Source organism: Butyricimonas sp. BSD2780061689_150309_C8 (assembly GCF_015560935.1).
Classification (GTDB): domain Bacteria; phylum Bacteroidota; class Bacteroidia; order Bacteroidales; family Marinifilaceae; genus Butyricimonas; species Butyricimonas paravirosa.
Genome location: NZ_JADMSV010000001.1, coordinates 217,219 through 235,079, shown reverse-complemented (window position 1 = coordinate 235,079; position 17,861 = coordinate 217,219). Strand labels below are relative to the sequence as shown.

Genomic DNA, 17,861 nt, shown 5'->3' with positions numbered 1-17,861 from the left:
ATAATGTGTATACTTGATTATTTCAACACGGGTTGCCCGTTGTAAGTGACTGATTTTAGTAACGCTTTTGCATTTTTTACTGCCTTTTCCGGGAGCGGGGAGTAGTTTACTTTTGTGGTTAAGGCTTGGGCCTCTGCGTCCAGCATCCAGTTCAATAGTTTCAATGTTTCTTCGGCTTGAGCTTGATTTCTATCGGCATAGGCTTGCTCTTTGTATAAGATGATCCATGTGAAACAACTGATCGGGTATGCATCCGGGGCGGCCGAATTGGTGATCATTGTACGGGTATCGGCGGGCATATCTCCTTTCGCCGCGGCTGAGATGCTTTCCGTGTTTGGGGTAATAAAGTTACCGGCCGCATTTTTCATCTGGGCGAATTGGATTTTCATGGCAAAAGCATATTCGGAACCCACGTAACCGATGGACCCTTCAGTTTGACTGATTACTCCGGCAACGCCCGGGTTACCTTTAGCGGCCATACCTACTGGCCATTTTAATGATTTTCCGGTTCCGATCTTCTCGGCCCATTCCGGGCTTACTTTGGTCATGTAGTCACTGAACACGAAAGTGGTTCCGCTACCATCTGAACGATAGACAGGACTCATGGCTTTGTCGGGTAAGTTCACGCCGGGATTGATGGCTGCAATACGGCTGTCGTTCCATTTGGTGATTTTGCCCAAGTAAATATCGGCGATAATATCCCCGGTTAGTTTCAAGTTGTCTACTCCCGGAAGGTTGTACGCCAACACCACGGCTCCCATGCACGTCGGGATGTGAACCACGGCCGCGGGCATTTCGCTCATTTCTTTGTCGGACAGATAGGCATCGGACCCCCCGAAATCCACGATTTTGTCTTTCAGGCTACGAATACCGCCACCACTACCGATGCCTCCGTAGGTAATGGAATTACCTGTTTTATCTTGATAAGTTTTGAATGCAAGGTTATAGAAGGGAAGAGGGAAGGTTGCCCCTGCTCCGGAGATAGATACTTTTTTAGCGGGACCGTTCACGTCATGTGTCGCGTTGCTGCTAAAAATAACAGCTAACATAAGAACTGTGGTTAAAAGTAAGTTTTTCATTTTCTATTCATTTAAATAAATTGTTTTCTTTCTTTTTTGCGATTGCAAGTTCCGCTGATTATGTGAATCTAATGTTTCAAAACGGTTATTTTTTTGTTACGCGGTAGGGCATAAAGGGGTGGTGGATATGTTGATCCACAAGAGATGAGTGACGTTTGGAAGCCTGTATTATGCTTTGGATTCTTTTGTCGGTAATATCAAGTTTAAGATGACGCCCAATAAGGCGGCAAGGCCTATGCCGGACATGGAGAAATTACCCCATTCGAAGGCCGCCCCTCCAATACCGAAGGTTAGGATGAGAGAGACGATAATCATGTTGCGGGTGTTGGAAAGGTCAACCTTGTTCTGTATTAAGTTACTCATTCCCAAAGAGGCAATTGTTCCGAACAAGAGTAGCATGATCCCTCCCAAAACAGAGGCTGGGATGGATTTTAACAAAGCACTGATTTTACCGAAAACCGAGAAGACGATCCCCATCACGGCAGCAATTCGAATCACGGCAGGGCTTGTCACCTTTGTTAAAGACACGGCCCCGGTAACTTCGGAATACGTGGTTACGGGAGGGCCACCGATTAACCCGGCGAAAACACAGGCAAGACCGTCACCCAGTAGTGTACGGTGTAATCCGGGGTTTTTCACGAAATCCTTACCGGCAACACTGTTCACCGCGTAGACATCCCCGATGTGTTCGATGACAGGAGCGATGGCCACGGGAACCATATAGATAATGGCAGCCCAAGAGAAATCGGGTGTCACGAATTGGGGAAGGGCAAACCATGCGGCTTCTTTGATCGGGGCGGTATCCACGTTATAGAAGAAAAGTGCTACAAGATATCCGACAATGATTCCGCAGAATATAGGGATTAATTTTAACAGCCCCCGGCCTTTCAGAGAGACGACGACAGCCGTGATCAGGGAGATAAGGGCCAATACCCAGTTTTCGCTTGCCATTTTTACCCCGGAGCTGGCGAGGGAAAGCCCGATTAATATGATTACCGGACCGATCACGATGGGGGGAAATAGTTGCTTGATAAAGTCGGTTCCCCGTAATTTTACCAACAAGCTCATAAGCCCGTAGACCGCACCCACGGCGACCATCCCGGAAAGGGCTCCTGCCATACCGTACAATTCACTGGCTTTGATGATTGGGGCGATGAATGCGAAACTACTTCCCAAGAAGATGGGAACGATACCTTTCGTGACAAGATGGAAAATTAATGTTCCGATTCCCGCGGTAAGAAGTGCTGTTGACGGGTCCAATCCTACAAGTAAGGGAACGAGTACCGTCGAACCGAAGGCGACGAAAAGAAATTGTACCCCGATAACTCCTTTTTGGAAGGCAGAAAGATGATTCGCATCCATGATTATGTATATTCTGATGATTTGACAAACTGAACAAAGGTAGTTATTTGGCGGGGATTTTCAAAAAAAGCCTTACTTTTGTGGTTAAATGTTTGTATTTAAAACAAGAGCTATGATAAAATCAATGACCGGTTTCGGTAAAGCAACAGTGGACTGCGGGACAAAGAAAGTGATCGTGGAGGTAAAAAGTCTGAATTCAAAACAATTGGATATTAATTTGAGGACTCCGAGTATTTACAAAGAGAAGGATATCGAGATCCGGAATATGATAAAGAACGTTCTGGAACGCGGGAAGGTGGACGTGTATATCTATTTTGATAATGCGGAGGACGAGAAAGATGTTGCCGTGAACCAATCGGTGGTAAGACAGTATTATAATCAGATGTTGGAAGTTGCGAGTTCGTTGGGAGTGGAAATCAACAAGAGCGAGTTGCTGCAAACCATTATGCGTTTCCCTGACACGATGCAAGCTAAAATGGAAGAGTTGGATGAAGAAGGTTGGAATTGTTTGAGAAGTGCTATCGAGAAAGCGTTGTCGGATGTCGATGATTTCCGTATTCAAGAGGGTAAAGTTTTGATTGCAGATATTTTGAAACGGATCGAGTTGATCAAAAGCTTGTCGGGAGAAGTGCCCCAGTTCGAGAAACAACGAGTGATTACTATCAAGCAACGCTTGCAAGACAAGATGAAGGAGTGGGGAGAGATTAAAAATATTGACGAGAACAGGTTAGAGCAAGAAATTATCTATTACTTGGAGAAACTGGATATTACGGAAGAGAAAGTTCGTTTGGCAAATCATTGTAAATATTTTGTCGAGACGGTGGAGAAAGAAGAGGCGCCGGGACGTAAACTCGGATTTATCGCTCAGGAAATCGGTCGAGAAATCAACACCATGGGTTCCAAAGCCAATGACCATGACATCCAGAAACTGGTTGTCCGCATGAAAGATGAACTGGAAAAAATAAAGGAACAGAGTCTCAATGTTTTGTAACTTGTTACAAAACATTGAAACTAAAAGATAAAAGCTAATAACTAAAAGTTGAAGATTGAAAAAGAGTATTCGGTCTCATTTTCAATTTTCAATTTTCAATTTTCAATTTTCAATTGTTATGGGTAAGGTAATCATATTTTCAGCTCCTAGCGGATCGGGGAAGAGTACGATCGTGAATTACTTGTTGGCGAAGGATTTCGGGTTGGAGTTTTCGGTATCGGCAACGTGCAGGGCGCCCCGGGGAGAGGAAAAACATGGGAAAGAGTATTATTTCTTTTCAACGGATGAGTTTAAAGAGAGAATTGAGGCGGAGGATTTCCTAGAGTGGGAAGAGGTCTATCCGGGATGTTTCTACGGGACGTTGAAGAGTGAACTGGAGCGAATTTGGAAGGCTGGTCATGCCGTGGTATTTGACGTGGATGTTGTTGGAGGGGTGAATATCAAGAAAATATTCGGGGATCAGGCGCTATCTGTTTTTATTAAAGCTCCTTCCGTGGAGGTCTTGCGGCAACGGTTGATCGGACGGGGTACGGATTCAATGGAGAAGATAGAGCAACGTGTGGCTAAAGCGGAGTATGAAATGACATTTGCTGATAAATTTGACGTGGTCATTGTGAATGACAATTTAGATACGGCTTTAGCCGAAGCTGAAAAGGCGGTAAGGGATTTTTTGAAATAATCGAATGAAACAAGGTAAGGAAAAGAAAAGCGGACCTGTTATCGGACTTTTTTTCGGATCGTTTAACCCGATCCATAACGGGCACGTGGGAATTGCTCGTTACCTGTTGGAAAAAAAGTTGTGTGCGGAAGTGTGGTTTGTGGTCAGTCCTTGTAACCCGTTTAAAGTAGATCGATTCCTTTTGCCGGAGACCGAGCGTTTCGAGATCGTGAAGGCTGCCATCAAAGGAATTCCCGGAATGAAAGCCTGTGATATCGAATTTTCAATGCCTAAACCTTCCTACACGGTGGATACCTTACGGGTTTTGTTTGATCGATACCCCGGTCAACAATTTGCTTTGATCATCGGGGGGGATAACGTACTGGATTTCCCGAAATGGAAGGAGCATCGTTGGATCGAGGGACATTGTGATATTTTTGTTTATCCTCGTTCAGGTATTATAACTTCTGTTGAAGGATTTACGAACATGACGTTCGTTGATGCCCCTTTGTTTCCCTTGTCTGCCACCGAGATCCGAGAAATGATCCGAAAAGGAGATGATATTTCAAGCTTGGTTCCAAGCGAGGCTTTATCGTTGATTTGGAAACTGTATTCAAAATAAGTGAGCTTGTTACGCGATGTAAAACAAAATTGGCAGAGATATTCTACATCTCATAATCTGCTCACTTATTTCACAGAACAATGCTTGTTGGAAAATTTGGGTAGAAGAAGATCATGTTACCATGATAAACATCTTGCCAGCTTCACTTCCCGAAAGCTACATAAACAGTTACGTCTTGGCAGGTTTTCTGACTTGTTTCCTTTTCGTCGCCTTCCCATCCATGTACAGACAGTGGCAGTAGAGACTAAAGTTTCGAAACTTACAGCTGCGGGTACAGTTCCCGACTCTCACGGGATTCCCTCGTAATGTCACGAAGAACATTACCTTTCCAATACGTTTACAAACATAAGGAAAATAATTGGAAATCGGAAATGGAGTATTGAAAATTATTCTTTTTCATGGGGTTCGTGTTTTTTCGAATAATTATGAGGTGAGTTGTATAATTATGCATGAAAAATAAAATGTAATATACATATTATGAGTGTATTACAGTTAAATTTGAGAAATCGAAAACGTTGTAAAAAGTCAAAAACAAGTTGTACTTTTGTGCGGCTAAAAACAAGCGAAATTAATTGTTAAAATAAAAATAAGTTGTAGTATGGGATTTGTAACTAAGGAGAAATTATTCTCTAAGGATTTCTTTATCACCTACGGATGGTTGTTGGGTGGTTGTTTCATGTTCGCGTTAGGTGCGGTATTGTTTGCGGAGCCTTATGGTTTTGCTCCCGGTGGAACATACGGTCTGTCCATGGTCTTTCATCACTTGTGGGGCTGGGAAACTGAGATTGCTGCCCTTTGTATGGATGTGCCTTTGTTGTTGTTGGGAATTTATTTCCTGGGAGGAATGTTTGGTGTGAAAACCATTATCTGTACGTTTGCTATTCCGGCATTTATGCGTTTGATTCACTATGTTTACGGTTATGATGCTTTGCTGGAACCGGGAATTACTGACCGAACGATGTTGAATGAACAATTACTGTCAGCTATTTTCGGTGGTATTGTTTATGGTATTGGTATTGGTATGATCTTCAAGGCCCGGGCTACTTCCGGGGGATCGGATATTATTTCCATGATTTTGAACAAGTATACCCATATTTCTTTGGGTACGTTGGTTATTATCGTGGATTGTACGATTACTTTGTCAACCGTGGTGGCTTTCGGAGACTGGCGTTTGCCCATGTATTCTTGGATTATCGTGTTCATCGAAGGTAAGGTGATTGACTTGATCGTGGAAGGTGCTTCTGTCCACAAGACATTGATGATCGTCACGAAAGAGATGGAAACGGTGAAAAATATCATCTTGAATGATATTAATCGTGGAGCTACAATTTTACCGGCTGTCGGTGCTTATAAGGGTGAATCTCGCGAGATTATTTACACGATTTTAACTCGTCGTGAGATGATGATCTTACGTCACAGAATTCGTGAAATTGATCCGGAGGCTTTTATAAATGTTATCGACTCCAGAGAGATATTAGGAAAGGGATTCAAGTCATTAGAGGACGAATAAAAAAGAGGCATTGGCCTCTTTGCGTGAAGTACATATACAAAAAAAGAGCCTTTCGGCTCTTTTTTTAATACATATCGGTAATGTCCCAGACAAATGCCCGGATACCGTTTTCTTTATTCACCTCGTCAAGGTTCTTGACATATTTCAAGATTAGAGGGACCATTTCTTCCTCCACGATAGTCAAGGTGGCGGAGTTCATTTCCGGCCAAGTGTGAGTTCCCATTCTAGGTTCTCCATCCACGGTTCCGGCTCCGTTTACCAAAGGCCATTGCGTGAATCCCCGAATTTGTAATTGATCAAGGATAAAAGCAACCCGTTCCGTCAAGGCTTGGTTATATGATATAAATACTGCTTTCATAGTGTTTTAGGTTTTAAATTTTAGATTTACGATACAGGATCGTAAATCTAAAATCAAATATTATTTATTTCTTTTTCGGAAGATCTCTTTCCGGGTTAAAGTCGGCCATGAACTTGAATTGTTTGCTGAGAATCTTCTTTTTATCACGGCTACCACTCTTGTCCATTGCGGCGTAAACGGCCGGAACAATCACCATCGTGATAATCGTGGAGAAGATCATACCACCGATTACGGCGATACCCATCGGTCTCCAGGTTTCAGAACCCTCACCAGCACTAATTGCCATCGGCACCATACCTAAGATGGTGGTTAACGAGGTCATCAATACCGGACGCAAACGAGAACGACAAGCCATTGCGATTGCGTCGTATAGGCGGATACCTCGTTCACGCATCAAGTTGATAAAGTCGATCAACACGATACCATTTTTCGTAACGATACCCACCAACATGATAGCACCCAATGCGGCAACGATACTCAAGGTTGTGTTCGTCAGCAACAAGGCAAGAACCACACCGGTGAAGGCGAACGGAATTGCCAACATGATGATGAACGGCATCTTGAATGACTCGAACTGTGCAGCCATCACGATGTAAACCAACATCAAAGAGAGTAACAACAATAAGAACAATGAGCTGAATGATTCCTGTTGATCTTCGTAGCTACCACCGATATACATGGATACTTCCTGAGGTATTTCCGTGTTATCGATGATCTCTTGAGCTGCAGTTGCTATATCTCCTAGAGCAACTCCTGCTGCCGGGGTGATAGATACCTTCAACAAACGTTGTTTACTCTTACGCTCGATATTTGGCGGGGAGAAGAACTCTTGGATTTCTCCCAATTCTTTTAACCGAACCTTCTGGCCCTTGCCGTCAGGGATAATGATATTTTCAATCTCGGTGATCGAAGAACGATATTTCTCGTCGAAACGTACGATAATATCATATTCCTCTCCGTTTTCCTTGTATTTACTGTTCCGGTATCCATAGATACGGTTACGCATGTATGAACCTACTTCAGACGTTGTCAGACCGTGGCGGGCTAGTTTATCTTGATCCAGCATGATACGCAACTCGGATTTATCTTCGTCACGGCTGATCTTGATATCTTCCGCACCCGGAATCTGGCGAGCTTTCTCTGCGATGGAGTGTGCTAGATTCGTAGTCGTGTTGAAGTCATGTCCCATGATTTCAATGTCCACGTTATTACCTCCCATGGAACCACCGCTTGAAGTTGTTACCGTGTACTGTAAAATGTCCGGGAAAGCTTTTAAAATACCACGCACCTGGTCGGCAATCTGGAACACACTACGTTGACGGTCTTTAATATCTGTTGTTCTCAAACGCATGTTCAAGATATTGTTACCCGTGCTGTTCATCATGGATGCGAAAGAGGCTTCCTCTTCACTACCGTATGACAAGTTGATCAACGTGATTTCCGGAATATCTTTTCGAATGATGGAATCAATTTCCAAGGCAACCTCTCTCGTCACCTCTACACGTTGGCCGGATTGCATCTTGGCGTACACGTTCAAGTAGTTCTGGTCATTTTGGGGCATAAAGTCCGTTTTGATCAATTTAGCCAGGAACATGGAGGCAAAGAATAAAGCAAACATACTAAGGATCGTTACGGTCTTGTGAACAAGTACCCAGCGGATCAATTTCTCGTAAGCACTGTCCAATTTCTCCAACATTCTGGAAACGAAGTTGTAGAAACTAAACTTACTTGAATCCGTCTTCTCTTGAATTTTCATCAATTGAGAACACAACATCGGGGTCAAAGAGATTGCGGTCACGGTTGACGTACATACCGTGATACAAACGATCCATCCCAACTGTTTAAACAAAATACCGGTCATACCGCTCACCAAGGTCAACGGGAAGAACACAGCCACGGTTACCAACGTCGTAACGATTACAGACAACCAAACCTCGTTTGTACCGTATTTGGCGGCCTCTCGCGGACGGCTTCCCCGGTCAATATGTTTCGTGATGTTCTCCAATACCACGATGGCGTCGTCCACCACCATACCAATTGCAATAGATAGGGACGATAGAGATATAATGTTAAGCGACTCCCCGGTTGCAAATAAGTAAATGAAAGCAACAATCAGGGAAATCGGGATTGTCAATGCGATGATGAAGGTAGCCCTCCAACGTCCTAAGAATAAGAACACGATTAAGATCACGAAGATCAAAGCGTACATCAAAGACTCCTGCAAGTTATTAATAGACTTGATGATGAAGTCCGAATTATCCGAAATGATCTGGAATTTGATATCCGTTGGTAATTCCTTTTGTGCTTTTTCAATTTCACTTTTTGCCTGTTTCGCAACAGCCACGGCGTTTGCGTCAGTTTGTTTGGTTACCATCAATACACCACCCCGACCTCTGTTAATCGTTTGTTCTAGGGTAATATCTTTCAAGGTATCCCGTACGTTTGCAACATCCCGCAAGTAAATGATTTTATCATTCTGGGTACCCAGCACGATATTTTTGATCTGGTCACTTTCTTCGAATTCTCCTTCCACGCGTAGCGTATAGTCCATCTGTCCCATCTTCACGTTACCGGAAGAAATATCTTTATTCTCTGCCAGAATCTTGTTACCGATTTGTTCCAGCGTCAAATTGTAAGCATCAAGTTTATTCGGGTCGAGGTCCACGTAAACGACACGTTCCGGGGCTCCGGCCACGATAACAGAGGCAACTCCGTCCACGCGGTTTAACCGGGTAATCAGCTTGTCATCCAAAATCTTGTCAATACCGGGATATGATTCCTTTGCGGTTACGGCATAGATCAAGATAGGCATCATGGACGTGTTGAAACGCATGATGGTAGGACGGTCTATATCATCCGGGAGGCTGGACATGGCTTTATCTACTGCATCACGCACGTCGTTTGAAGCCTCGTCAAGATTTACTTCCCATTCAAACTCTAGGGAGATAACAGATAGGTTATCGTAAGAAGTTGAGGTCAATTCCTTCAAGTCATCCACCGAGTTTAACTGGTCTTCGAGGATCTTGGTCACGTTCTCTTCAATATCTGCGGCGTTAGCTCCCGGGTAGGTTGCCATTACCGTGATATAAGGCGGGTCCATCTTGGGATACTGGTCCACCGGTAATTGTATATAGGCAGCAACACCCAGTACGATGATGGCGAGGAAAACCATCAAGGTTGAAATGGGTTTATTGACCGCTGTATTGTATATACTCATATTCTGAATTTTAAATTTTAAGTTTTAAATTTTAAGTTGCGGGTTTCTCCTATTTTGTAATAGAAAGCGGTGATCCGTCAACTAACCGGCCTTGACCGACAACAATCAACTCGTCTCCTTCGCGGATTTCATCACTGATCAACTCTACTTGATCTTCGAAACGTCTGCCGAGTTTTACTGCCACACGTTTTGCTTTTCCATCTTTATTCAAGAACACGTAACGATCGTTGGAACCCTGTAATTTCAATACGGCGATAGCCGGAACGACCATAGTTTCTGTGTTACCGATGAAGAAGTCAATGGTTCCGTACATCCCCGGTCTTAATGATTCGTCGCTATTCGGGATTTTTACTTCTACCGTGAAAGTTCTTGAGGCTGGGTCGATCGTCGGGTAAACGATGCTAACCGTACCATCAAATGTTTTATCAGGAAAGATATTGCTCTTCAACTGAATTTTAGTTCCTTTTTGTATGGCCAAATAATATTGTTCGGCTAGGTTCACGTAAGCTTTCAGCGGGTTGATTTTTTCGATTGCGATGATAGAAGGTTTACTAGCACCACCGAAAGCGGCTCCCGTGTAAAGTTCCCCATTCTCGAAATATTTTCCGGTAACAATACCGTCAAAAGGAGCGAGCATTTTGGTATTCTCTTTCAAGAAATCCACGTTAGCTTTAGCTACTTCGTACTGGGTTACGGCAGCATCATAAGCTTGTTTGGAGATACTTCCGGTTTCATTTAATTGAACGGCACGGTTATATTCCGTTTCCAAGTTCTTTAATTGAACTTCAGCTTGAACTAGCTGGGTTCTATCCATCTCAACGAGTAACTGACCTTTCTTGATGCGGTCGCCTACTTCCACGTAAATCTTCTCGATTCTACCCGTGGCAGCGGGGGCATAGTACACTTGCTTATCTGCTTGTAAGTTGGCGGTATAGTCCAAGGTTTTGGCAATATCCGTCTTCTCTAATTTTTGCACCTTAACAGGAACCGCCTCCACGGTTTCCCCTGTAGTCTTATCTTTTTTGCCCGAGCAACCGGCAAGGATAGCTAATGCTATAATCGATAAAATGAGATTCTTTACCATTGTATTTCTTTTTTGTTTTTGTTATTCAAGTTGTTTTATCGGGGAAGTTGATTATACAGTTTTTCCAAACTTACTTGTGCTTGTAGCAAGCTTAGAATTGCTTCCGTGTAATTTGTTTCTGCTTGCAGGTAGTTGTTATTTGCTTGTGTCAAATCCAAACTGGAAACAGCTCCCAGCTCGTATTTTCTCTGGTAGTTCTTTAATACCCGCGTGGCAACATCGATGTTCTCTTTTTGCAGGTTGTAATTTTCCATGGCGTTTTTCAAGTTGAATTTCAACTGTTCGTCCTGCACGTTCAACTGGTCTTGCAATAAACTCTTCTGCATATAAGATTGTTCCAAGGTGATTTTGGCCTGTTTAACTTTGGAATCCCGCTGCAAACCGGAGAAAATCGGAATGTTCATCGTGAGGCCGGCCGTGTGTTTCGGGCTCATATCCAATGCCGGTTTCAAAATCTTGTAGTTGAAGTTGTAATTACCGGAGATTGTGGGAGCGTAACTCCATTTTTCCAATCCCAGCATCTTTTTATTCAGCTCGGTTTGCGTGGTGATCAATTGATAACTCAAATTATTATTGATGTCAAATTTCTCAACATACAAACGAGTGGACTTATCGTTTTCCAAGAATACATTCAGCGCATCCGTAAGTTTAATCGGGGTGCCTGCTTCCAGTCCCAGTTGAAGACGCAGTAGGTTGTAATTCACGGCAACCGTTCTCTCCATGGATAATAAACTGTTTTTCAGTTGTCCCACGTTAATGCGGATTTGATCCACGTCCGTCACTTCAACCGTTCCGGCTTTGTACATATTATCGGTGTGCTTGTAAATTTCATTCATATTCTCCAGGTTCTGACGTAGAATGTCGAGCATCCTTTCAGATACCAGCACCGTGTAGTATGAATTATAAATATTTTCAACGATGTCCAGTTCCGTGGTTTCAACTTCCTGCTCGGTCAGGCGTACAGCGATTTTACTGGTTTGCATCCCTAGAATCCATTGGCCGCTGAATAATAATTGTTGCAAACCTACCGTCAGGTTAGACTGGTCTTTCATTTTTATCGCTTGGCCGCCGAAATCCATCTTGTAGTTGAAATTCGTGGAATACGTTACGGTACCATTGACTTGTGGCAATCCTTGTGATACGGATTCCCGTACCTTTTGGCGATACAAATCAATATTCATCTGCGAAGATTGCAGTTCTTTGTTGTGCTTGATGGCAAACTCCACTGCTTGCTGCAGCGATATCGTTTGCGGCGCTTCCTGTGCGTGGAGCATCCATGGCACGAAAAACATTAGGAGGAAAAGAGTCGTTCCTTGTTTCATAGATTATAGATTTAATTATTTATTTTTTCCGGGAAATTTCAAATGTTTTTTCTCTCGTTACAAAACTCGTACCAAAAAATCAATCATCCGTCTTCTGGTCGTTTTGCCGTGTTCCTTAGGCGTTCAAATTCTTTTAGACCTTTTTCTGTGGATATAGCGTAAATAAAATTGATAAAGATCGTTGAAATAATTACCGAAATCGGGTATTCAAGCTTACTGGTGATTTCAGGATCTTTCAAAAAGTGCAATTGTTTGCCTAACAGGTACAATTGTAATTCTTTGTCAATATCCTTCCGGAAGAGTTCTTGTTTTATACCGTTATCCAGTAATGCCACGAGAAACTTCTTCGTTGACTCCTCTTCTTGCTTGGCAACTCTTTCGTACACGGCCGGGTGGTATTTCCTTAAATCAAAATGATTGGCAGGTAAGCGGCTACCCAAGTCACTCACCATGAAATCCCGAATTTCGCTCATGACCACGATCGGGTTTTTCTTGGCTAGTTGATTAACATCCGTGTTTTTTATTTTTTCATCTCTCCTGTACAACATCACTTGCTCCACCACGTCGTCTTTATTGGCAAACTGTTGGTAGAGTGTTTTCTTCGAAATTTTCAAGTGATTCGCTATATCATCCATGGAGGTACTTCTCAATCCAAATCTCAAAAAAAGATCCGAGATAGCGGCTATAAGTTCCCTTTTTTGTTTTATGTTTTCTTCCATAGCTGATGTCTTAGTGTTTGTACTTGGAAACGAAACGTGTTTAAAACGTTTCCACGTGCAAAAGTATACAAATATTGTTCCACTAATACGACATGTATGTTAAAGTATTGTTAAAACTCTTGTCGGGCGCAACTTTTCAATGATTTTAATCTTATTACATCATTTTCAATTTTCAATTCTCCATTTTCAATTCCATTATCCTATCTTTGTGTCATGATTGATCAGGCTACCATACAGAAAATTTTTGATGCGGCGGATATATACGAGGTGGTTTCCGATTTCGTGAGTTTAAAAAAGCGAGGTGTGAACTATCTTGGGCTGTGTCCGTTTCATAATGAGAAGACAGGTTCGTTCACCGTTTCCCCGGCAAAAGGCATATATAAATGTTTCGGTTGCGGGAAAGGGGGAAATGCCGTGAATTTTATCATGGAACACGAGCAGATGTCTTACGTGGAGGCATTGAAATACTTGGCCGAGAAATATCATATCCCGGTTGAGGAAAAGGAATTAACAGAGGAACAGAAGAAGGAGAAGACGGAACGAGAGAGTATGTTAATTGTCTCTTCATACGCGAACGAGTATTTTCAATATCAACTGTGGAACACGGACGAGGGGCGTTCCGTGGGATTGGGTTACTTGCGTCAACGAGGTATCAGTGACGAGATGATTCGCAAATTCGGTTTGGGCTATAACCCGGAAGGTTGGGGGGCGTTCACGAAAACAGCTCAGGAAAAGGGCTACAAGAAAGAGTTTCTCGTGAAGACAGGATTGACCATCGAGAACGAGAAAGGACTTTTCGACCGATTCCGAGCCCGGGTGATGTTTCCCGTGCTTGATTTGGCGGGTAAGGTGATTGCTTTCGGGGGACGAACGATGACAGCCGATAAAAAGATTTCAAAATACCTGAATTCCCCGGAGTCCGAGATATATCACAAGAGTAAAACCCTTTACGGGATATTCTTTGCTAAGAAATCAATCGTGCAGCAAGATCGCTGCATCTTGGTGGAAGGGTACACGGACGTGATCTCTTTTCATGCGAAAGGAATTGAGAACGTGGTGGCTTCCTCGGGAACCTCTTTGACGATCGAACAGATCCGGTTGATTCGTCGGTTGACCCCGAACGTGACAATTATTTATGACGGGGATGCTGCCGGGATCAAGGCCTCTTTGCGGGGAATCGATCTCGTGCTGGAAGAGGGATTGAACGTGAGGGTACTTTTACTGCCGGACGGGGAGGACCCGGATTCTTTTGCCCGGAGTCATACGCCGCAAGATTTGGCGGACTTTATTGCGAATAACGAGACGGATTTTATAAATTTCAAGACTAAATTATTGCTGGGTACTGCGGGGGATGATCCTGTTGAACGGGCTCGCCTAATCACGGACATCGTGCGAAGTATTGCCAAGATTCCGGATAACATCGTGCGTTCCGTCTATGTGCGGGAAACTGCACACCAGTTGGATGTTGAGGAACGAGTTTTATATACCGAGATTGCCAAGGTTCGCTTGAAGAACGAGGAACAACCTTCTAAAACTCCTGTTACGACTCCGGAATTGAAGGTAACAACCCCGACACGAGGAGCGACTCCTTGTGACATCGAGGAAAGTGTGTTGATTCGTTACCTGCTTTTATTCGGGGATAGCGAGTTGTACGAGGAGGAACGTAACGGATATATGCGAAGTGTGAGTGTCGGGGAATTCATTATCCGGGAACTTGGGGAAGATGATTTGGAATTGTTGAATCCCGTGTTCCGTACGATGCAACAGGAATATCAACGTCAGTATGAGTCTCCGTCGTTTATCCCGGCCCGTTATTTTATTTCTTACCCGGATATAAAAGTTAGTACTATGGCTGCCAATATCTTGAGTGAACCTTACGAGTTAAGTAAGATTTGGTACAAGATGGATAGTTTTGTCGAGACGGAACAGATGAAACTCGGAGAACTTCTGCCCAAGATACTAGATAATTACAAGATGCGAAGAGTGGAAATGCTCTCTCGGGATATAGATAATCGCATTCTTGAATCACAGAATAGTAAAGATCCTTCGCAAATTGTGGAACTCCTTAAGCGCAAAAATGCCATCAATGTCATTCGTCGTAAACTAAACGAGAAATTGGGGCGTACAGGGATTCATTAGACAGAAATTTCCCCGGCTCTTTTTGAAAACCGGGGAAAGAAATCTTTATAGGAAACTAGATAAATGTATATAACCGGAAAAATAATTCTGTTCCGTCTTGGAACATACATTTACAAAGAGGGAAAGGACTTTCTGCGCCTCGTTTTAGTTCCACGAATTCCCATTCTCCGATTTTCTCATCTTTATCCGTGAAAACAATAACACTTTCTCGCATATTTTTTCTGAAAAGTTCTGTAACCAACTCGTCATAACGTCCTTCATTCGTGTAATATATTTCCTCAATTAACGCCTGTATGCTATTATATTGTTCGAATGTAGAGCGAATCCGGATGTTATTGAAATCTGTCACTAAATGTAGGTTGCCATTTTCGATATTCAATGAAAGGCTGTAATAATCTCCTCCGTCCTTTTGTACAATGACCTCTTTGGGCATTCTTCTCATGATAAATCGGGAGACAATATCATCGTAATTTATTTCCATCTTGACCATTTGGCTGTAAGGAGGACATTTTACTATTTGTATGGCTTCGGAAGTTTCTTTGTTATATTGCTGTACTTTGTGTAATAGAATTTCTTCGCCCTTGTAAACTTCCATTTTAAGGCAGACACCGGTACTATAATCAATCGTTGCAATGAAACGAAGATCATTTTGGGACTGATCTGTTTTGGAAGAGGGGAAGAGGACTTCCATGAATCCAGCTGCATTGATGGTCGTGTCGAAGTCCTGTTTGTCTTTGTTCCAAACTAATTTCATTCCGGTAAATGTGTTTTCTTTGTTTGAATCTGAACTTCGGGAGTTTATAAAATCGGAAATATTGAAACTCAAATTTATATCATAATACCTTATTAAATCGAATATCTCATTATTTTCCTCCATCTCACTAAACTCCTTGACCAACGCTTCGCATGAACTGATATTGTCTTCGATTAAAGTTCTTAATTCGGAAGAGGGTAACTTCGTGTACGGTTTGTCATAATCGGTAATAATTTTGTCATCGTCATCACTACACGCTACAAGAGTCGTAAGCAGACATAATACATACAAGATTTTTCTCATTTCTTTATTTTTATGGTGATAATCTCCGCAAAATTATAAAAAATGACATAGCTTACATAGGGCGTTGAAATTATTCTTGCGGGAGTCTATTTATTGTTATTTCCTATTTTATAGAATTGGTTTTTCATACAATTATGTTTGTATGTCGGGTGAATCGTGTTGTATATTTACTATATGAGCTGTTATGCCATGATGTTTAAGAATAAAGAATATTTATACTTGCAGTAAGATGTGCCGTGCAAAATGCTTATCGTGTACGCACGGCATATAAATCCGCATTTATAAGCCATTCACCATTATCTTTTACGGTTACATTCTGCCAATGAAATGTGTTATCCTCGATCTTGACGAAAGCCCATTTCTTCTTTTCGTCGTCAATATTCGTGAGAACAATCATATCATCTTGTTTTCTTGCCTCAAGGCGCATGATTCTTCCTGTATAGCAATAGGCAATATCCCAAGTGTGCGTGGCTGGATTGTAGATACGGAGAGTCGTGCCGTATTCGGTGAGGGGATGTGGTATTTCTGTTCTGGTTTCTCGTGAAGGTAGAATAATAACATCTTGTACCGCCATTCCCTCAAGAATCCACGAGAAATGCCATTCTCCTTTAGTCGAACAGGATATGTTGTGATCGACATAATCAAATTTCCAACTGCCAATCAGTTTCCCGAAATAATTAAACTCTTCGGGTAGTTCCACGCTCTTGCTGTTGTTTGTTAGGGTTTCAATAAAATATTTCATGTACTAATCCTTCTTATTAGATGAATAGAGTTTCTTGAAAAAGACAAAACTTTCACTTGATAGTAGTGTTTGTGAACAAAGGTAACAAAAGAACAGACATACACAAAACAAGGTGTTTTCAAACTCCCTCCCCCCTTCGGGGTACTTCCCCTCAGGCAGGGGAAGAAAGAGGTGGCACGAAGTGGCGGAGGAGTTTTTCGAAATAAAATGACTTTTGGGACAGCCCCGATTTCTTCTATATAAATTTCTCCCGGTTTCGAGTGTTATTCAGTCCGAAGATGATAAAGAGGACAGAGGCGATCAACATGTTCATCCGGCAATGGAAGACCGTGTTGAAGAATATCTGCGGGTTCTTGTCAATGGGAACATCGTAAGGATTTAGGAAAATGTTCCATTGACTATCCCCGATAGCTCCCTGTATCATGGAGAATAACAGTCCGATAATGATAATCACCACGGAAGTCCCGTTCCCGTTTTTGATCATCGTGCTTAGCATGAAGGAAAGCGTGCCGATAAAAAGAGCCGGGACCATGGCTTGTAGGGTCAGTCCCATCGGGGGAACCGACACGATAGCCAAATCCGTTAATAGAGCAAGGAAACAGGTAATCACGAAACAGATCACGTAAGAGATGATGAGGCGTAATAACCAGACCTTATAACTATAGTTCGGGATTCCGAAAATAATCTCCACGATCTTGGCGTCCTGATCGTTCTGTATGCCGAAACACATCGGGTAGAAAACCAACAGAATGCTCGGTAACATCAACATGGAGTAGGCTGTTGCCTGCGTGATCTCGTCGTCTCCCAGCAATTTCACGATCACCGTGATCACGTAGAAGGCGAGGGCACTCAACATGAAGTACAGGAATTTATTCCCGAATATAATCTTGATGTTATATTGTACCAGCTTTTGTAGGGTTATCCAAAATTGCACCATAGCGTTAATGTAAAATGTAAAATTTAGAATTTAGAATCACGAAATCGTCAATCATAAATCGCTA

The 17,861-nt window shown here is 42.6% G+C and carries 15 protein-coding genes and 1 riboswitch; of the genes, 5 read left to right on the top strand and 10 right to left on the bottom strand.

Going from position 1 to position 17,861, the window contains the following annotated elements; genetic code table 11:
• Positions 1-17 precede the first annotated feature (17 nt).
• Together pstS and I2I33_RS00775 are read right to left on the bottom strand one after the other, a co-directional pair.
• Positions 18-1,079: a phosphate ABC transporter substrate-binding protein PstS gene (gene pstS / locus I2I33_RS00780; RefSeq protein WP_229128138.1), complete on the bottom strand. Its 1,062-nt coding sequence runs from the start codon at positions 1,077-1,079 to the stop codon at positions 18-20.
• A 168-nt stretch (positions 1,080-1,247) separates the two neighbouring features.
• On the bottom strand, positions 1,248-2,441 hold the full coding sequence (locus tag I2I33_RS00775; protein ID WP_118304549.1) for a uracil-xanthine permease family protein: 1,194 nt from the start codon (positions 2,439-2,441) through the stop codon (positions 1,248-1,250).
• A gap of 112 nt (positions 2,442-2,553) precedes the next feature.
• On the opposite strand from I2I33_RS00775, the gene I2I33_RS00770 reads away from it, so the two are divergent.
• The 4 genes from I2I33_RS00770 (at position 2,554) to I2I33_RS00755 (ending at position 6,222) form a co-directional block, all read left to right on the top strand.
• Positions 2,554-3,432: a YicC/YloC family endoribonuclease gene (locus I2I33_RS00770; RefSeq protein ID WP_087419059.1), complete on the top strand. Its 879-nt coding sequence runs from the start codon at positions 2,554-2,556 to the stop codon at positions 3,430-3,432.
• A 118-nt stretch (positions 3,433-3,550) separates the two neighbouring features.
• Positions 3,551-4,111: a guanylate kinase gene (gmk, locus tag I2I33_RS00765; protein ID WP_087419058.1), complete on the top strand. Its 561-nt coding sequence runs from the start codon at positions 3,551-3,553 to the stop codon at positions 4,109-4,111.
• A gap of 4 nt (positions 4,112-4,115) precedes the next feature.
• Positions 4,116-4,712: a nicotinate (nicotinamide) nucleotide adenylyltransferase gene (gene nadD / locus I2I33_RS00760; RefSeq protein ID WP_087419057.1), complete on the top strand. Its 597-nt coding sequence runs from the start codon at positions 4,116-4,118 to the stop codon at positions 4,710-4,712.
• A 159-nt stretch (positions 4,713-4,871) separates the two neighbouring features.
• A riboswitch (cobalamin riboswitch) is annotated at positions 4,872-5,055 on the bottom strand.
• 255 nt (positions 5,056-5,310) lie between these two features.
• Positions 5,311-6,222: a YitT family protein gene (locus I2I33_RS00755; RefSeq protein ID WP_087419056.1), complete on the top strand. Its 912-nt coding sequence runs from the start codon at positions 5,311-5,313 to the stop codon at positions 6,220-6,222.
• Between the two features lie 64 nt (positions 6,223-6,286).
• On the opposite strand, the gene I2I33_RS00750 is transcribed toward I2I33_RS00755, so the two are convergent.
• From I2I33_RS00750 to I2I33_RS00730, 5 genes are all read right to left on the bottom strand, one after another.
• On the bottom strand, positions 6,287-6,580 hold the full coding sequence (locus I2I33_RS00750) for a PG0541 family transporter-associated protein (protein WP_087419055.1): 294 nt from the start codon (positions 6,578-6,580) through the stop codon (positions 6,287-6,289).
• Positions 6,581-6,644: 64 nt separating this feature from the next.
• Positions 6,645-9,797, bottom strand: a complete 3,153-nt coding sequence (locus I2I33_RS00745) for an efflux RND transporter permease subunit (protein WP_087419054.1) — start codon at positions 9,795-9,797, stop codon at positions 6,645-6,647.
• Positions 9,798-9,846: 49 nt separating this feature from the next.
• Complete coding sequence (locus I2I33_RS00740) at positions 9,847-10,881, bottom strand: efflux RND transporter periplasmic adaptor subunit (protein WP_087419053.1); 1,035 nt, start codon at positions 10,879-10,881, stop codon at positions 9,847-9,849.
• Positions 10,882-10,916: 35 nt separating this feature from the next.
• Entirely contained in the window at positions 10,917-12,203 is a 1,287-nt protein-coding gene (locus tag I2I33_RS00735; protein WP_229128137.1) for a TolC family protein, read from the bottom strand.
• Between the two features lie 83 nt (positions 12,204-12,286).
• On the bottom strand, positions 12,287-12,922 hold the full coding sequence (locus I2I33_RS00730) for a TetR/AcrR family transcriptional regulator (protein WP_087419052.1): 636 nt from the start codon (positions 12,920-12,922) through the stop codon (positions 12,287-12,289).
• Between the two features lie 213 nt (positions 12,923-13,135).
• Here I2I33_RS00730 and dnaG point away from each other — a divergent pair, with 213 nt between their 5' ends.
• Positions 13,136-15,061, top strand: a complete 1,926-nt coding sequence (gene dnaG / locus I2I33_RS00725; protein ID WP_087419051.1) for a DNA primase — start codon at positions 13,136-13,138, stop codon at positions 15,059-15,061.
• Positions 15,062-15,116: 55 nt separating this feature from the next.
• On the opposite strand, the gene I2I33_RS00720 is transcribed toward dnaG, so the two are convergent.
• The 3 genes from I2I33_RS00720 to I2I33_RS00710 form a co-directional block, all read right to left on the bottom strand.
• The gene (locus I2I33_RS00720) at positions 15,117-16,118 is read right to left on the bottom strand and encodes a hypothetical protein (protein ID WP_087419050.1); all 1,002 of its coding nucleotides are present in this window, start codon (positions 16,116-16,118) and stop codon (positions 15,117-15,119) included.
• A 247-nt stretch (positions 16,119-16,365) separates the two neighbouring features.
• Complete coding sequence (locus I2I33_RS00715; RefSeq protein ID WP_087419049.1) at positions 16,366-16,860, bottom strand: hypothetical protein; 495 nt, start codon at positions 16,858-16,860, stop codon at positions 16,366-16,368.
• A gap of 235 nt (positions 16,861-17,095) precedes the next feature.
• Positions 17,096-17,797 carry a hypothetical protein gene (locus I2I33_RS00710; RefSeq protein ID WP_051465918.1) on the bottom strand — a complete coding sequence of 234 codons (702 nt, stop codon included), beginning with the start codon at positions 17,795-17,797 and terminating at the stop codon, positions 17,096-17,098.
• Positions 17,798-17,861 lie beyond the last annotated feature (64 nt).

What these genes read in the sequence shown, in the direction of transcription:
- pstS (WP_229128138.1), bottom strand. Translation starts at nt 1,079, where the DNA reads ATGAAAAACTTACTTTTAACCACAGTTCTTATGTTAGCTGTTATTTTT.
- I2I33_RS00775 (WP_118304549.1), bottom strand. Translation starts at nt 2,441, where the DNA reads ATGGATGCGAATCATCTTTCTGCCTTCCAAAAAGGAGTTATCGGGGTA.
- I2I33_RS00770 (WP_087419059.1), top strand. Translation starts at nt 2,554, where the DNA reads ATGATAAAATCAATGACCGGTTTCGGTAAAGCAACAGTGGACTGCGGG.
- gmk (WP_087419058.1), top strand. Translation starts at nt 3,551, where the DNA reads ATGGGTAAGGTAATCATATTTTCAGCTCCTAGCGGATCGGGGAAGAGT.
- nadD (WP_087419057.1), top strand. Translation starts at nt 4,116, where the DNA reads ATGAAACAAGGTAAGGAAAAGAAAAGCGGACCTGTTATCGGACTTTTT.
- I2I33_RS00755 (WP_087419056.1), top strand. Translation starts at nt 5,311, where the DNA reads ATGGGATTTGTAACTAAGGAGAAATTATTCTCTAAGGATTTCTTTATC.
- I2I33_RS00750 (WP_087419055.1), bottom strand. Translation starts at nt 6,580, where the DNA reads ATGAAAGCAGTATTTATATCATATAACCAAGCCTTGACGGAACGGGTT.
- I2I33_RS00745 (WP_087419054.1), bottom strand. Translation starts at nt 9,797, where the DNA reads ATGAGTATATACAATACAGCGGTCAATAAACCCATTTCAACCTTGATG.
- I2I33_RS00740 (WP_087419053.1), bottom strand. Translation starts at nt 10,881, where the DNA reads ATGGTAAAGAATCTCATTTTATCGATTATAGCATTAGCTATCCTTGCC.
- I2I33_RS00735 (WP_229128137.1), bottom strand. Translation starts at nt 12,203, where the DNA reads ATGAAACAAGGAACGACTCTTTTCCTCCTAATGTTTTTCGTGCCATGG.
- I2I33_RS00730 (WP_087419052.1), bottom strand. Translation starts at nt 12,922, where the DNA reads ATGGAAGAAAACATAAAACAAAAAAGGGAACTTATAGCCGCTATCTCG.
- dnaG (WP_087419051.1), top strand. Translation starts at nt 13,136, where the DNA reads ATGATTGATCAGGCTACCATACAGAAAATTTTTGATGCGGCGGATATA.
- I2I33_RS00720 (WP_087419050.1), bottom strand. Translation starts at nt 16,118, where the DNA reads ATGAGAAAAATCTTGTATGTATTATGTCTGCTTACGACTCTTGTAGCG.
- I2I33_RS00715 (WP_087419049.1), bottom strand. Translation starts at nt 16,860, where the DNA reads ATGAAATATTTTATTGAAACCCTAACAAACAACAGCAAGAGCGTGGAA.
- I2I33_RS00710 (WP_051465918.1), bottom strand. Translation starts at nt 17,797, where the DNA reads ATGGTGCAATTTTGGATAACCCTACAAAAGCTGGTACAATATAACATC.